The following is a 14,609-nucleotide window of genomic DNA, read 5'->3' as shown; positions in this document are numbered from 1 at the left end:
TGCTCTTCTTTTGATAGCTGCTCGCTCTGGTGCATAGAGCGCTTGCAGCCTGTTTTGATAGGTAATCTATGCGCCTGCGTTCCACCATTGACTTTCTGCTCTACGACTGGCTGCAGGCTGAAGGCCTGACCAGTCGCGCACGCTTTGCCGATCATTCGCGTGATACCTTTGATGCGGTGATGGATACCTGCGAGCGCATTGCGCGCGAGAAATACGCGCCCTTCAACCGCACGGTGGACTTGCAGGAGCCGCAATTCGATGGCGAGAAGGTCATCCTGCCCCAATGCACCTATGAAGCCCGCGAGGCCTATGCCGAATCGGGCATGCTCAGCGCGGCCCAGGACTACGAGATGGGCGGCATGCAACTGCCCTATGCCGTGGAGGCGGCGGCCAACTGCTTTTTCGCAGCGGCCTCGATCAGCATTGGCTCGAACATGCTGACCTCGGGCAATGCCAATGCCATCATGGCCCATGGCACCGAGCGGCAGAAAAAGGTCTTTGCGGCCAATGAGTTCAACGGTCGCTGGGCCGGCACCATGGCCTTGTCCGAGCCTCAGGCGGGCTCGTCGCTGTCGGATATCGCCACACGCGCCGAGCCCGATGGCGTCGAGTACGAGAGCGATGTGCTGGGGCCGCGCTATCGCCTCAAGGGCAACAAGATGTGGATCAGCTCGGGCGACCACGAGATGACCGAGAACATCGTGCACCTGGTGCTGGCCAAGATTCCCGGCGCCGACGGCAAGACCATTGCCGGCGTGAAGGGCATCTCGCTGTTCATCGTGCCCAAGAGGCTGGTCGATTCCGAGGGCCGGCTGACTGGCGAGCGCAACGACGTGGCCCTGGCGGGGCTCAACCACAAGCTGGGCTGGCGCGGCACGACCAATACCCTGCTCAATTTCGGCGAAGGCAGATACCCCGTGCGCGGACAGCATGGCGGGGGGCTGGACGGCTGCGGTGCGGGTGCGATCGGCTATCTGGTCGGCAAGCCCGGCGAGGGCCTGAAATGCATGTTCCACATGATGAACGAGGCGCGCATCTCCATCGGCATGGCGGCCTCCATGCTGGGCATGGCGGGCTACCACGCCAGTCTGGAATATGCACAGAGCCGCCCCCAGGGTCGGCCCATAGGCGAGGGCGGCAAGGATGCGAGCCGGCCGCAGTCGCGCATCATCGAGCATGCCGACGTCAAGCGCATGCTGTTGGCGCAGAAGGCCTATTGCGAAGGCGCGCTGGCCCTGAATCTGCTGTGCGCAAGACTGGTGGACGAGCAGTACACCGGCCAGAGCCAGGAGGCGGCAGAAGCCCGGCTGCTGCTGGAGGTGCTGACGCCGGTGGCCAAGAGCTGGCCCAGCGAGTTCTGCCTGGAAGCCAATTCGCTGGCCATCCAGATCCATGGCGGCTATGGCTACACGCGTGACTTCGCGGTCGAACAGTACTGGCGTGATAACCGCCTGAACATGATCCACGAGGGCACGCACGGCATCCAGGCCATGGATCTGCTGGGCCGCAAGGTCGTCATGGATGGCGGCAAGGGCCTGCAGCTGCTGGCTGCACGCATCAATGCCACCATCCAGCGAGCCATGCAGCATGAGAAGCTGGGCACCTATGCCAACCAGCTGGCGCGTGCGTTGGCCGATGTTGGATCAACCACCAAGGCGGCCTGGGCCACGGGCAATCCGCAGGATGCACTGGCCAATGCCGTGCCCTATATGCAGGCCTTCGGCCATCTGGTACTGGCCTGGATCTGGCTGGATGTCGCGCTGGCCGTACTGGCCATGGACAAGGATCTTGCCATTGCAGCTCATCGCGGCAGCATGGCGGCGCAGCGCTACTTCTTCCATTACGAGTTGCCGCGCATCGGCGCCTGGCTACAGGTGGTCAAGGCGCGCGACATGACCTGCGCAGCGATGGAGGAAGAGGCGTTCTGAGCCTCGCCGCGCTGCAAAAAGGCCCGCTGACGCGGGCCTTTTTCATGGGGCAGGTTCAGCTCAGGGCTTTTCGCAGTTGCCGCTCATGCCCACCATGCCGGACAGCTTTTGAAGGCTGGAACGCTGCTTCAGGCAGTCCTGATAGCTGGCTTCAGCGGCCTTTTGCTGCGCTACCTGAGTGGCCTTGGCGCGTTCGGCGCGCAGCTGGGCGATGCGTTCGCGAATCTGCGGCATCAGTGCGGTAGCGGCCTTCTCACCTTCCACAATCGCATGGCTGCGCTGCGCGAAGTCGGCCGGGCCGATGTCCAGCACCTTGGGACGAATGATGATGTCGGCACGTGCCAGCTCGGCCTGGCCCAGCTTCTGGCCCATGATGGCAATCGACTGATTGAGTGCTCCGAGCATATTCGCCGGGGTCTTGCCGCTGGCCTTGTTGGAAATGTCCACGGCAATCACGATGTCGGCCCCCAGATTGCGCACGGCATCCACCGGCACGGGGCTGACAATGCCGCCGTCCACATAGTGGTACTTGCCGATGGTGACGGGCTGGAACACGCCCGGCACGCTGCTGGAGGCGCGCACGGCCTGGCCCACATTGCCACGTGCGAACACCGTGCGTTCACCGTCTTCCAGGCGCGTGGAGATGGCGACAAAGGGCTTGGCCATCTGCTCCAGCGGTTTGCGGTGGACTTGTTCATTCACATAGTCCTCAAGCTTCTGGCCCAGCACCAGGCCGCCCGCAGAAAGCTGCAGGTCGCGGATCTTGGCCTCATCCAGGGCCACGGCTTTTTCCTGCAGCTCAAAGGCGTTCATGCCGCTTGCATAGAGCGCACCCACCACGCTGCCCGCACTGGTGCCGGCCACGAACGAGGGCGTGAGGCCATTGGCCTCGAGCATCTTGATGACGCCGATATGGGCAAAGCCCTTGGCCGCACCACCGCCCAGCGCCAGGCCGATCTTGATCGGGGGGGCTGATGTGGTTGCGGTAGGCGGCTCGGGTGTCGCTGCGGGGCTGGAGGGGTTGCTGCCGCAGGCGGCAAGGCCAAGCAGACTCAAACAGACCAAGGGGCGCAAAAAAGCATTCAGGCGCATGCCGGGAAATCCTGCTGTCATTAGGGCGCAAAGTATAGCGACGGGTGTTTGATGCGTTGATGTACTGGTTTTGATCGTCAAAAAGCATAGCTTCCTGTGCTTGATGGCAAATAGTTTGAGACATGTATCCTTTGTTTGGCCTATGTGTGCCGATGCGGCTTTGCAGACAATGTTCTCATTGCAAGCAAGTGGCCGGCACGCTCTGACGGCGCGGCAGGACGAACGCCTGTCCGCTCTGTCCCTGTCGCAGGCCTGGCACGATCAAGAGGCAGCAAATGTCGCAAAGCAATACATGGCAGGCCGGTGCCACAACGGCACAGGTCTCGGTCTGGTGGGTGGGCTTCGGCCTGGTGGTGGGAGTGCTGGGGGCGGCGCTGATCAGTCCGCTTTATGCGCTCTATCAGCAAGCCTGGCAGTTGCGGCCCAGCGATATCTCGCTGATCTATGTGCTCTATATGTGCGGTGGCCTGTGCGCCCTGCTGTTTCTGGGGCGCCTGCCCGACCGCATCGGCTTTCAGCGCGTGATGCTGTGTTTCCTGTGTCTGACGCTGGCAGGCACCCTGATCTCCATGCTGGCCTGGAATCTGCCCAGTCTGATCGTCGGGCGTTTCATGGTGGGGGTGTCATCAAGCCTCATCACCATCAGCGCCACCACGGGCCTGACACTGCTGGCGGCCAGCGGAAGCACCCATCTGCAGCCTCAGCGGGTGGCCATGATGGCCAGCTTTCTCAATGTGCTGGGCTTTGGTCTGGGGCCCTTGATCGGTGGCGTGGCGGGGCAGTGGCTGCCTCAGCCCTTGACGACGGCCTATCTGGTGCCGCTGGTGCTGGGCTGCATCGGTGTGGCGGGCGTTGTCACGCTCAAGCTGCCGGAATCGGTGCAGCAGGACGCGGGCCAACCGGGGCAGGCATCGGGCCGCCTGCACTGGCGGGACTGCCTGCCGCGGCTGATCTGGCCTGTGCGCGAGGATTCCCTGGCTTTTGCACTGACCTGCGGCTACCCGTTCGTGGCGTTCGGCGTATTCGGGCTGTATGCCTCCATGGTGCCGCTGTTTCTGCAGCAGATGATTCCCTGGAGCGGCCCTGCGGTCAGCGGTACGGCCATTGCGGTGATTTTGCTCGTCTCTGCGGGCATTCAGCTGGTGGCTGCCAGCTTGCCGCTGCACCGCTGCGGTTTTGCCGGCATGGCGCTGCTGGCGCTCAGCAACGGCATGCTGCTGCTGAATCTGCAGATGCGCTCGGCGCTGCTGTTCATCTTGGGCGTGTGTTTGACGGCACTGGGGCATGGCATGTGCATGCTGGCCGGCATGACCATGGTGGGCCGTCTTGCCAGGCCCGACAACCGGGCAGGCATGTTGTCCAGCTATCAGACCATCGGTCTGCTCGGCTCCATGCTGCCCATGATGGCAGTGGGCTGGATTGCCGATCACTGGAGCATCAAGCTGGCCGTGAGTCTGTTTGCCTGCTTCGTCATGCTGTTGGCTACCCTGCTGGGGTTGGCATTTGCGCGCCATCCGCGCATGCAAGGGGTTGCGGACTAGCGCATGGCTTGCATAGAGTTTCTGTAAATCACAGAAGAAAACATTTATTAATCAAATGTCACAAATTCGGACAAATTTGTCCTACAGAGATGCTGGAAAAGTTCGTATCCGAGCCAAAATGGTGGTTCGTTACAGTTGACCGTCATGTTTTTGCAAGCATTAAGGGAGAAATCGATATGACCACTATGTTCAAGCGTTCCGCTCAAGTTCTGGCCATTACCGCCTTGGCCTTTGGCTTGGCTGCCTGCGGCAAGTCCGACGACAACAAGACCGCTGGCCAGAAGCTCGATTCCGCCATTTCCCAGACCGAGAAGGCTGCGGAAAATGCTGGCAGCAAGATTGAAGAAGGTACGGCCAAGGCCGGCGATGCAGCTGCCGATGCATTGGCCAAGGCTGGTGAAGCTACCGGTGCCGCCATGGAAAAGGCTGGCAACAAGATGGAAGAAGGCGCAGCCAAGGCGGGGGCTGCCCTCGATGACGCTGGCATCACCGCTGCCGTCAAGACCGATTTGATCAAGGCCCCGGAAATCAGCGCCCTGCAGATCAATGTGGACACCAAGGGCGGCGCAGTGACCCTGACCGGCACCGTGCCCAGCGAAGCCGTCAAGACCCAGGCCGGCGAGATCGCCAAGGCTGCCAAGGGCGTGACCTCGGTCAACAACAATCTGACCGTGAAGGCCGGCTGATACTCCTAGGCCGCCAACCCGCATGAAGCCAGAGCGCGCAAGCCCTCTGGCTTTTTTGTGGCTGCATGGCACTAAGATCAGGGCATGACCCAAGCCGACCACAAGCTTTCCACCCACCTGATCCATCATCCCTACAAGCCACCCACGGACTTCGAAGGCCCGCAGCTTGCCGTGCACAAGGCCTCGACCGTGTACTTCGAGAATGTGCAGGCCATGCGCGAGCGCCGCTGGCTGGACAAGAGCAGCTACACCTACGGCCTGCATGGCACGCCCACGACCTATGCCCTGGAAGAACGTCTGGCATCGCTGGAGGGTGGTCTGCAATGCCTGCTGATACCCAGCGGCCTGGCCGCGATTGCCACGGTGTCGCTGGCGCTGCTCAGGACGGGCGACGAGGTGCTGCTGCCCGATAACGTATACGGTCCCAACAAGACGCTGACCGAGGGCGAGCTGGCCCATTTCGGCATTCGCCATCGGTACTACGACCCCATGAGTGTCGAAGATCTGGCGGCCAAGATCACGCCAGCCACCAAGCTGGTCTGGCTGGAGGCTCCTGGCTCGGTAACCATGGAGTTTCCCGATCTCGTCGAGCAGGTGCGCCTGTGCCGGGCCAGGGGCGTGACCATGGTGCTGGACAACACCTGGGGCGCGGGCCTGGCTTTCCGTCCCTTCGACCTGCTGGGCGATGGCAGCCTGGGCATCGATGTCACGGTCCATGCCCTGACCAAATACCCCAGCGGCGGCGGCGATGTGCTGATGGGCAGCATCATCACGCGCAACCAGCCCCTGCATATGCGCATCAAGCTCGCGCACATGCGCCTGGGCCTGGGCGTGAGCGGCAATGACGCTGAAGCCGTGTTGCGCAGCCTGCCCAGCATCGGTCTGCGCTATCACGCCCAGGACAAGTCGGCCCGCCAGCTGGCGCAGTGGCTGGCCACCCAAAGTGCCGTGGCGCAGGTGCTGCACCCCGCCATGCCTGGAGCCCCGGGCTACGCTTGCTGGAAGCAGCTGTGCGCACAAGGGCAGGGCCAGGATGGCGTGGCGGCAGGTCTGTTCAGCGTGGTCATTGACGAGCGCTTCGACCAGGAGGCCGTGGATCGCTTCTGCGACAGCCTGCACCTGTTCAAGCTGGGCTACAGCTGGGGCGGGCCTGTGAGCCTGGTCGTGCCCTATGAGCTGCCGCAGATGCGCAGCCGTGCCACACCCCATATCAAGGCGGGGACCGTGGTGCGCTTTGCCATCGGCCTCGAAGATGCGACCGATCTGCAGGCCGATCTGGCCCAGGCTCTGCTCAAGGCCTTTGGTTGAAGCTATTTAAATAGGAGCTGGCAGCGCTTGTTGAGAAGTGATTTCAGCGTCATTATTGACTGAAATCAATAAAAGATAAGTGCTGTGAGCTATTGTTTTGATAGTGAAGCGCGGAGGCTGGCATGCGGGCTTTCCGCAATGCAGATTCGAGGTTGAGCGGGTACCTTGTGCCTGTCAGTTGCTGCCAACCAGGTGCGGCACGGGCGACAAGGAGGGTCTCGCATGCAAGCTTCCCCTGTTTCCGAGGTCAAGGCCGAGTCCGGCAATCTGCAGATTCTGCAACTGCGCTGGAGCGAGCCCTGGCAATGGCTGCTGCTCGGTCTGGGCGATGTGCGTCGCGCACCGATGATTGCGCTGTTCTACGGCCTGTGTTTCTGGGGCATGGCGCGCCTGATGGCCTGGGTGTTTCGCTCCAGCCCCGAATATCTGATGTCCATGGCCAGCGGCTGTCTGCTGGTCGGACCCTTCATGGCCATGGGTCTGTACTACATCAGCAAACAACTGGAGCAGGGCAAGGCCGTGCTGATGTCGGAATCTCTGACTTGCTGGGACAAGCATCTGGCCAGCATGGGCATGCTGGTCATGGTGCTGATGGTGCTGGAGATGCTCTGGGGGCGCGCCGCCATGGTGGTGTTCGCCATCTCGTTTGATACCGGCATGCCCAGTACGGCGACCTTGCTGCAGACCCTGCTGCGACCAGAGAACTGGGAATTCCTGCTGAGTTACACCGCAGTGGGCGGGATATTTGCTGCCTTGGTGTTTGCCAGCATGGTGGTTTCACTGCCAACCATTCTTGATCTGGATACCGATGCCTTGACGGCCTGCATCACCAGCATGCGCGTGGTGGGTGCCAATACGGGCGTGATGCTGTTGTGGGGGCTGATCATCACCGTGTTGATTATGGTCTCGCTGCTCTTCTACAGTGCAGGTCTGATCGTCATCGGACCGCTGCTGGGTTGCGCCAGCTGGCATGCCTATAAAGCCAGCGTCCGCGCCGAAAGCAAGGAGGATCCTGCTTGAGGCGCAATGAGGGGGATGCCATGGAGTTCTGGAACTGGCTGAAAAAAGTCTTTGCGCCCCAGCCAGGCGCTTCGGGCCACAGCACCGATTCGCAGCTGGCCTGGACTTCGGCGAGCAGCCGCGAAGATGGCCGCGACGTCTTCAACGACAGCTATTTCTGCGGCTCGGACAGCAGCGGGAGCGCTTGCAGCTCGGACGGCAGTGACGCAGGCGGTGATGGAGGAGGCGGCAGCGACTGAGGCCGCGCGGCCGTCGCTTATTTCAGCAGGGGCTTCAGCTTGGGCCAGACATTGGCCAGCATCTGTGGCTGAGCCTGGGCATTGGGGTGTATTCGGTCGCTCTGAAACCATCGCTCGGCATCCGCCGCATCGCCGATGCCCGACAGCAGAAACGGCACCAGCGGCAGACTTTGCGCGTCGGCAATGCTCCTGAACATCTCGGCAAATTGCTCGGTATAGATTGCTCCATAGTTGGGCGGTACCTGCATGCCAACCAGCAGCACCTGGGCCCCGGCCTCCCTGGCGGCCTTGATCATGACTTCCAGATTTTGCTGTGTGCTCTGCAGCGCCAGGCCGCGCAATGCGTCGTTGCCGCCCAGCTCCAGAATCACGATGCCCGGCTCATGCTGCCTGAGCAGTGACGCCAGGCGCGCTCTGCCGCCGGCCGTAGTCTCGCCGCTGATACTGGCATTGACCACCTTGCGCGGATTTTTTTCGTCATTCATGCGCTGCTGCAGCAACTGTACCCAGCCCTTGCCGCGCGTCAGCCCGTACTCGGCACTGAGCGAATCGCCAAGCACCAGCACCGGGCCGGATTTCGCACCGGGAGCGGCCTTGGCCGGCTCCTTGTTCCTGGCAGGCGATGAGGCCACTGCCGCACCGCAAGCCCCTGAAATGGCTAGCGTCAGGGCAACAGCGATACAGTGACGGCGCTGCAGCGCAAAGTGCTGGCTGCGACTCTTGACGTTTTTGCTATCCAATTGATTCATGTCCACAACTCTTGCCATTCCTTTGATTGCCGTTGAGCAACTGTCCAAATCGGTGAGCGATTCCACAGGCGTGCTGGATATTTTGCGGGATATCAATCTGAGTTTCACGGCCGGTGAAACCGTTGCCATTGTGGGGGCCTCCGGTTCGGGTAAAAGCACTTTGCTGTCGATTCTGGCCGGCCTCGATACCCCCAGTCACGGCACGGTCCGCCTGCTGGGCCAGGATCTGTTTGCACTCAGCGAGGACGACAGGGCGGCGGTGCGGGCACAGAAGATGGGCTTTGTCTTCCAGAGCTTTCAGTTGCTGGGCAATCTCACGGCTTTGGAAAATGTCATGCTGCCGCTGGAGCTGGCGGGGCAGCGCGATGCGAGAGCACGGGCTTCGCAGATGCTGGAGCGTGTGGGCCTGGGTCAGCGTCTCAATCACTATCCCAGGCTGATGTCGGGTGGCGAACAGCAGCGCGTGGCCCTGGCGCGTGCTTTTGTGGTGGAGCCGGCCGTGCTGCTGGCCGATGAGCCCACCGGCAGCCTGGACTTCGCCACGGGCCAGACCATCATGGAGCTGATGTTTGCGCTCAACCGCGAGCGCGGCACGACCCTGATTCTGGTGACGCATGACCGCGAGATTGCGACGCAATGTGATCGCAGCATCACCATAGAAGCCGGACGCTCTGTCTGAAAAAACAAAAAGGCCTGTGTGATCACAGGCCTTTTTGGCGTCTGGCACTTATCAAACAGGCACTTGAAGCTATCAAATCGGTAGTCTCTGAATTCAAGCCTCAGATGCGCGCGACTTCCAGTCCGGCCCTGCGCTCTGCGGCGCGGCAGGCGGCTGCGGTAAACAGCACGTCGGTCGAGGAATTGAGGGCTGTCTCGGTCGAGTCCTGAATCACGCCGATCACATAGCCGACACCCACTACCTGCATGGCCACATCGTTGGGGATGTTGAACAGGCTGCAGGCCAGCGGAATCAGCAGCAGCGAGCCACCGGGTACACCCGAGGCACCGCAGGCACAGACCGCAGAGACCACGCACAGCAGTATGGCCGTGGGAATGTCCACCGAGATATTGAGCGTATGGGCAGCGGCCAGTGTCAGCACGCTGATGGTGACGGCAGCGCCGGCCATATTGATGGTGGCGCCCAGCGGGATGGAGATGCTGTAGGTGTTCTCGTCGAGCCTGAGCTTCTGGGCCAAGGCCAGATTGACGGGAATGTTGGCTCCCGAGCTGCGCGTGAAGAAGGCGGTCACTGCGCTTTCGCGCAGGCAGGTCAGCACCAGCGGATAGGGGTTGCGGCGAGTCTGAGTCCAGACAATGACTGGGTTGATCACCAATGCCACAAACACCATGCAGCCGACCAGCACGGCCAGCAGATGGGCATAGTCCTTGAGTGCTTCCAACCCGCCTGAGGAGAAGGTTGCGACCACCAGGCCGAAGATGCCGAAGGGGGCCAGGCGGATCACGCCTTGAATCACGCGGGTGATGGCATGGCCAAAGTCCTCCACCATGGTGCGGGTGTTGGGCGTGGCGTGGCGTAGTGCCAAGCCCAGCGCAATAGCCCAGGCCAGAATGCCGATGTAGTTGGCGTTCAGCAATGCATTGACGGGGTTGTCGAACAGGCTCTGGACGACGGTGCTCAGCACCTGGCTGATCTCGCCGGGCACGCTCTGGACTTTGGGCGCTTCACGAAAGTGAATCACCGAGGGAAAGAGCGCGCTGGCTGCAACGGCCACGCAGGCCGCCGCCAGCGTACCGATGACGTACAGCAAGAGCACGGGCTTGATTTGCGTCTCCTGGCCGGGGCGGTGGCTGCTGACGGCCGCCATGACCAGCAGCAGCACCAGAACCGGAGCGACAGCCTTGAGCGCGGCAATGAACAAGCTGCCCAACAGGGAAACCGACTGGGCGGCGGCCGGCCATAGCCAGGCCACCAGGCCGCCCAGAATCAGGGCAATCAGAATCTGCAGCACCAGGCTGCTGCGGTTGAACCAATCGAGCAAGGCGTTGAGCATGCTGGGTATTCGTTATGGGATTGGAGGGGATGCAAACACGCAAGCCTCCTCATGCCGGACATGAAGAGGCTATATGCGTGAATGCAGGGGCAGCAGGCTCAAGCCTGTTGCCAGTCGTTCTGGGTGGCAGTGGAGCCTCATGTAAAGACTCGCACTCGGAAAAAGCCATGCTGGTGCTGCTTGATGATCCGGTGCCTTGCCCGTTGGGGGCGCAGTGTAGCGGCAATGGAAAACCTCAGCTGTCAGCCCAGACATGGCCCTGCGAGTCTCAGGTCTGCCGTAAACGCCGGGATAATGTGGCCCCATGTCGTCCCCCAAAGTTCTTTTCGGCTTTCACGCCGTAGGCGTGCGTCTGAAGACCGCCCCCCAATCCATCATCGAAGTCTATTTCGAGGCTTCGCGCCGCGATGCGCGCATGCGCCAGTTTCTGGAGCGTGCCAAGGAAGCCGGTGTGCGTCTGATCGAGGCCGATGCCCTGCGCATTGCCAAGCTCGCCGGCTCTCACGGCCATCAGGGCGTGGCTGCGCGCGTGGAAGAGGTCAAGGACACGCGCACGCTCGACGAGCTGCTCGACGACCTGGAGGAGGAGGGTGTGAAAGCCCCGCTGCTGCTGGTGCTCGACGGTGTGACCGATCCGCACAACCTGGGGGCCTGCCTGCGTGTAGCCGACGGTGCCGGCGTGCATGCCGTGATTGCTCCCAAGGATCATGCGGCCGGCATCAATGCCACCGTGGCCAAGGTGGCCAGCGGCGCGGCCGAGACCGTGCCTTACTTCATGGTCACCAATCTGGCACGCACGCTCAAGGAACTCAAGGAGCGCGGTATCTGGATCATCGGTACCAGCGGCGATGCCGACAAGCATCTCTACCAGATGGATCTGACCGGCCCGACAGCGCTGGTGCTGGGGGCCGAGGGCGATGGCATGCGTCAGCTGACCCGCAAGACCTGCGATGCGCTGGTCAGCATCCCCATGCAGGGCGCGGTGGAAAGCCTGAACGTGTCGGTTGCCAGCGGGGTATGTCTGTATGAGGCGTTGCGCCAGCGCCTGGCAACGGCCGTGGCGATCAAGGCCTGAGCCGGCTTTACCGGTATCTGAAGCAAGGCGTGGCTGCGAAAGCAGCCACGCCTTTTTTGAAGGTCCGGCCGAACCGTTCTCAGACGGCCGGCAGATCGGCTGGCGTCGCGCAGTCCGGATGCAGCATGCGCTGTACGGTGCGTGCCAGCTCGCCAATCTCCATGGGCTTGCTCAGCACCACGTAGCGGCATTCCTGAGCATGTGGCACTTCGGCCTCTTCGCTGCTGGTCATGAGGATGAGCGGAATGAGAACATGCTCCCGGGCCAGCTTTTCCTGCATTTTTGCGATGCTCAAGGCACCGGAAAACTCATCGGCGGCAATGATGAGATCCACCTTCATGCCGCTGTTGATATAGCGCAGCGCGACTTCGGGTAAATATGCGGTCACGACCTGATAACCAAGTCCGTAGAGCACCTGGGCCATGGCATTGCGCGTGGCCAGATCGGGCTCGATGAGCAAAATCGCTTCCTGCCGGCCCGCAGGTGCCGAGGCTTGCGGGCTCTGCGGTACGACCGGTTGTGCGCGCGGAAAGTACAGGCTCACGGTGGTTCCCAGGCCTGGGGTGCTTTCCACTTCGATCAGGCCCCGGACATGGTCCATGAAGTTCTTGACCATGGGCAGGCCCAGGCCCGCGCCCTTGCCTTCGGGCTTGGTGGTGAAGAACATGTCGAAGATGCGGGCCTTGATCTCTTCGCTCATGCCCGTGCCGTTGTCGGCCACGCTGATCATTACGTAGTCGCCCGTATGGCCGGCACGCTTGAGCAGCACGTTCTCCGCTGTCAGCGTGATCTGGCCCTGCTCTTCGGTAGCATCACGCGCATTGATGCAGAGATTGATCAGCGAGTTCTCGAAATACAGCTTGTCCACGCTGATGGGCCAGATGCTGCTGGCCATATGCAGCTGCAGTTCAGCGTTCTGGCCGACGGCCTTGCTCAGCAGCGGCTCCAGGTCTTGCACCAGTGCACGGGGGTCGGCGGCAGCCAACTGCATGGATTTGCGACTGCTGAACCCCGTCAGATGTGATGCCAGGCTGCCTGCTTTCTGGATGGTATTGAGTATCACATCCACATGTTCGAGCTGCTCGGGCTCACCCAGCTGCTTTTCCAGCATGCCGGCATGCAGGCCGGTGATGAAAAGCAGGTTCTTCATGTCATGCGCGACACCGGCAGACAACTGGTTCACCATGCCCATTTTCTGGGCTTGGGCGAGGTAGGTTTCGGCCTGATCCAGTGCCTGCTGCTTGAGTCTCAGCTGGTGGCTCAGCGTGGTGATCTGGTCGCGCAACTGATTCTCGGATTGCCGGACGCTGTCTATGCCCAGGTTGGCGCCGACCCAGTAGAGAATCTTTCCCTGCGCATTCTTGACGGGAGACAGCGATGAAAAAAACCAGTGGAACTGTCCGTCATGGCGCTTGATACGCAGCCGGTATCCCGTCGGCTTTTCGGTGATCAGGGCGCGCGACAGCCCGGTGTTGACGGTCGCCAGATCGTCGGGGTGCACGATATCAATCCATATGCCTTCGCGCAGGCTCAGGGGGCGTACTTCGCGGTAGGCGTATTCATGCAGGGCCCGGTTGAGCCAGGTCACCTCTCCATGGGGTGTTGCAATCCAGACCTGATAGGGCAGGTGGTCCAGAAAGTCCTCAAAGCGGTTGACATGCCCCAGCCCGAGTTCGTCATCGGGTTCACGAAACGAGGTTTCGGTCGGCAATACATAGCATTGCACCGCTTCTGCCGTGCCATTGGCTTGAATTGGCGAAAAATGCCAGAGCCCGGGGTGATCGGGCAAGTTTGCAGTCGCTTCCAGGCCAGTCTCCATGCACTGCCTGATAGCCAGCCTGGCTGTTTCCAGAATCTCGCGCTCGGGAATGCCGGGCGCCTGGTGACTGGGCTGCAGAAGGCGCCGCAATGCAGGATTGGCAAAGCGCAGTTCCAATGTTTGGACATCAACAAGACCCCATGCCAATGCTGCTGGCGTCATGGCTTGCTGAAGTGCGAACAATTGGCCCGATTCATTCATATGCTGGTGTGGTGCAATATCAGGCAAAAAAGAAGCTCCGCATAGGAATTCAAGTATTCCACGTTGCAACTCGATTTTTGAGGTTATAGCCTTGGTTCAAGCACTTATTGACAATTCTTCGGCGTCCTTCAGTGCGATTGCCTGCGTGCGTCGCTGGCTGGGCGAGGCCCAGCGGCTGGCCGTGCTTACCGGGGCAGGTGTCAGCGCCGAGTCGGGAGTGCCCACTTTCAGGGAGGATGCAAACGGGTATTGGTCCCAGTTCAAGCCTGAGGAAATGGCCAGCGAGGCGGGGTACCGCCGCGATCCGGCTCATGTCTGGCGCTGGTACGAGCACCGACGTGCGCTGGTTGCCAAGGTGAAGCCCAATGAGGGGCATCTGGCGCTGGCGCGTTGGGCAAGGCAGCATCCCGGTCGAATGACACTCATCACGCAGAATGTGGATGGCCTGCACCAGCAGGCGGGCAGTGAAGATGTGCTGAGCCTGCATGGAGAGCTGAACGGGAATCGCTGGCTGAATCGCCGTTGTGCGTCCTGCGACCTGGAGCAGGCCGTCCCGGGGGAGCCGCCTCATTGCGCCGCCTGCGGCAATTTGCTGCGGCCTGCCGTCGTGTGGTTTGGCGAGTCTCTGCCCAGCCAGACCTGGGCCAGGGCAGAGCAGGCGGCAGCGCAATGTCAGCTGATGCTGGTGATCGGCACGTCGGGCGCAGTCTACCCGGCAGCAGGTCTGGCCAAGATCGCAGGGCGCAACCGGGCGCGAGTGGTCATCATCAACCCGCATGCAAGCGAGCTGGACTCGGTGGCGGACCAGATGATCGCCATGCCATCGGCAAAAGTGCTTCCCTTGCTGCTGGAAAGTTCCGAGTAGGCAGGCATAGGAGCCAGCAGCAGCATCAGGAAAGAGACTGCCTTGGCAGTTGACGCCTGATCTGCCGAACCCGA

At 61.5% G+C, this 14,609-nt stretch carries 13 protein-coding genes; 9 read left to right on the top strand and 4 right to left on the bottom strand.

Annotated elements, in window-relative coordinates; genetic code table 11:
• Positions 1-68: 68 nt before the first annotated feature.
• Positions 69-1,928: an acyl-CoA dehydrogenase gene (locus NOX35_RS16565; RefSeq protein WP_256494048.1), complete on the top strand. Its 1,860-nt coding sequence runs from the start codon at positions 69-71 to the stop codon at positions 1,926-1,928.
• A gap of 60 nt (positions 1,929-1,988) precedes the next feature.
• Here NOX35_RS16565 and NOX35_RS16560 read toward each other — a convergent pair whose 3' ends face one another.
• A complete protein-coding gene (locus tag NOX35_RS16560; protein ID WP_182283302.1) occupies positions 1,989-3,020 on the bottom strand; it encodes a patatin-like phospholipase family protein in 1,032 nt (343 codons plus the stop codon).
• 275 nt (positions 3,021-3,295) lie between these two features.
• Between NOX35_RS16560 and NOX35_RS16555 the strand changes: the two genes are divergently transcribed.
• The 5 genes from NOX35_RS16555 (at position 3,296) to NOX35_RS16535 (ending at position 7,814) form a co-directional block, all read left to right on the top strand.
• Entirely contained in the window at positions 3,296-4,561 is a 1,266-nt protein-coding gene (locus NOX35_RS16555) for an MFS transporter (RefSeq protein ID WP_256494047.1), read from the top strand.
• A gap of 176 nt (positions 4,562-4,737) precedes the next feature.
• Entirely contained in the window at positions 4,738-5,247 is a 510-nt protein-coding gene (locus NOX35_RS16550) for a BON domain-containing protein (RefSeq protein ID WP_003069479.1), read from the top strand.
• Between the two features lie 84 nt (positions 5,248-5,331).
• Entirely contained in the window at positions 5,332-6,555 is a 1,224-nt protein-coding gene (locus NOX35_RS16545) for a PLP-dependent transferase (RefSeq protein ID WP_256494046.1), read from the top strand.
• A 222-nt stretch (positions 6,556-6,777) separates the two neighbouring features.
• A complete protein-coding gene (locus NOX35_RS16540) occupies positions 6,778-7,575 on the top strand; it encodes a DUF2189 domain-containing protein (RefSeq protein WP_182283299.1) in 798 nt (265 codons plus the stop codon).
• Positions 7,576-7,595: 20 nt separating this feature from the next.
• Positions 7,596-7,814, top strand: a complete 219-nt coding sequence (locus NOX35_RS16535; RefSeq protein ID WP_182283298.1) for a hypothetical protein — start codon at positions 7,596-7,598, stop codon at positions 7,812-7,814.
• A 17-nt stretch (positions 7,815-7,831) separates the two neighbouring features.
• On the opposite strand, the gene NOX35_RS16530 is transcribed toward NOX35_RS16535, so the two are convergent.
• Positions 7,832-8,563: an arylesterase gene (locus NOX35_RS16530; RefSeq protein ID WP_256494045.1), complete on the bottom strand. Its 732-nt coding sequence runs from the start codon at positions 8,561-8,563 to the stop codon at positions 7,832-7,834.
• Here NOX35_RS16530 and NOX35_RS16525 point away from each other — a divergent pair.
• Positions 8,562-9,242: an ABC transporter ATP-binding protein gene (locus NOX35_RS16525; protein ID WP_182283296.1), complete on the top strand. Its 681-nt coding sequence runs from the start codon at positions 8,562-8,564 to the stop codon at positions 9,240-9,242. The two genes, NOX35_RS16530 and NOX35_RS16525, sit on opposite strands and share 2 nt — an antisense overlap.
• A gap of 100 nt (positions 9,243-9,342) precedes the next feature.
• Here NOX35_RS16525 and sstT read toward each other — a convergent pair whose 3' ends face one another.
• Entirely contained in the window at positions 9,343-10,575 is a 1,233-nt protein-coding gene (gene sstT, locus NOX35_RS16520; RefSeq protein ID WP_182283295.1) for a serine/threonine transporter SstT, read from the bottom strand.
• A gap of 304 nt (positions 10,576-10,879) precedes the next feature.
• On the opposite strand from sstT, the gene rlmB reads away from it, so the two are divergent.
• Entirely contained in the window at positions 10,880-11,650 is a 771-nt protein-coding gene (gene rlmB, locus NOX35_RS16515; RefSeq protein ID WP_182283294.1) for a 23S rRNA (guanosine(2251)-2'-O)-methyltransferase RlmB, read from the top strand.
• Between the two features lie 79 nt (positions 11,651-11,729).
• On the opposite strand, the gene NOX35_RS16510 is transcribed toward rlmB, so the two are convergent.
• Complete coding sequence (locus NOX35_RS16510) at positions 11,730-13,670, bottom strand: hybrid sensor histidine kinase/response regulator (RefSeq protein WP_256494044.1); 1,941 nt, start codon at positions 13,668-13,670, stop codon at positions 11,730-11,732.
• A gap of 91 nt (positions 13,671-13,761) precedes the next feature.
• Between NOX35_RS16510 and NOX35_RS16505 the strand changes: the two genes are divergently transcribed.
• Positions 13,762-14,535, top strand: coding sequence for an NAD-dependent deacylase (locus NOX35_RS16505; RefSeq protein WP_182283292.1), 774 nt, complete (start codon positions 13,762-13,764; stop codon positions 14,533-14,535).
• Positions 14,536-14,609: the final 74 nt, after the last annotated feature.

The sequence above is a fragment of the Comamonas sp. C11 genome (assembly GCF_024496285.1).
Taxonomy (GTDB): Bacteria; Pseudomonadota; Gammaproteobacteria; order Burkholderiales; family Burkholderiaceae_C; genus Comamonas; species Comamonas testosteroni_F.
The sequence above is the reverse complement of the archived record's forward strand: the minus strand, read 5'-3'. Positions and strand labels throughout refer to the sequence as shown.

What these genes read in the sequence shown, in the direction of transcription:
- NOX35_RS16565 (WP_256494048.1), top strand. Translation starts at nt 69, where the DNA reads ATGCGCCTGCGTTCCACCATTGACTTTCTGCTCTACGACTGGCTGCAG.
- NOX35_RS16560 (WP_182283302.1), bottom strand. Translation starts at nt 3,020, where the DNA reads ATGCGCCTGAATGCTTTTTTGCGCCCCTTGGTCTGTTTGAGTCTGCTT.
- NOX35_RS16555 (WP_256494047.1), top strand. Translation starts at nt 3,296, where the DNA reads ATGTCGCAAAGCAATACATGGCAGGCCGGTGCCACAACGGCACAGGTC.
- NOX35_RS16550 (WP_003069479.1), top strand. Translation starts at nt 4,738, where the DNA reads ATGACCACTATGTTCAAGCGTTCCGCTCAAGTTCTGGCCATTACCGCC.
- NOX35_RS16545 (WP_256494046.1), top strand. Translation starts at nt 5,332, where the DNA reads ATGACCCAAGCCGACCACAAGCTTTCCACCCACCTGATCCATCATCCC.
- NOX35_RS16540 (WP_182283299.1), top strand. Translation starts at nt 6,778, where the DNA reads ATGCAAGCTTCCCCTGTTTCCGAGGTCAAGGCCGAGTCCGGCAATCTG.
- NOX35_RS16535 (WP_182283298.1), top strand. Translation starts at nt 7,596, where the DNA reads ATGGAGTTCTGGAACTGGCTGAAAAAAGTCTTTGCGCCCCAGCCAGGC.
- NOX35_RS16525 (WP_182283296.1), top strand. Translation starts at nt 8,562, where the DNA reads ATGTCCACAACTCTTGCCATTCCTTTGATTGCCGTTGAGCAACTGTCC.
- NOX35_RS16530 (WP_256494045.1), bottom strand. Translation starts at nt 8,563, where the DNA reads ATGAATCAATTGGATAGCAAAAACGTCAAGAGTCGCAGCCAGCACTTT.
- sstT (WP_182283295.1), bottom strand. Translation starts at nt 10,575, where the DNA reads ATGCTCAACGCCTTGCTCGATTGGTTCAACCGCAGCAGCCTGGTGCTG.
- rlmB (WP_182283294.1), top strand. Translation starts at nt 10,880, where the DNA reads ATGTCGTCCCCCAAAGTTCTTTTCGGCTTTCACGCCGTAGGCGTGCGT.
- NOX35_RS16510 (WP_256494044.1), bottom strand. Translation starts at nt 13,670, where the DNA reads ATGAATGAATCGGGCCAATTGTTCGCACTTCAGCAAGCCATGACGCCA.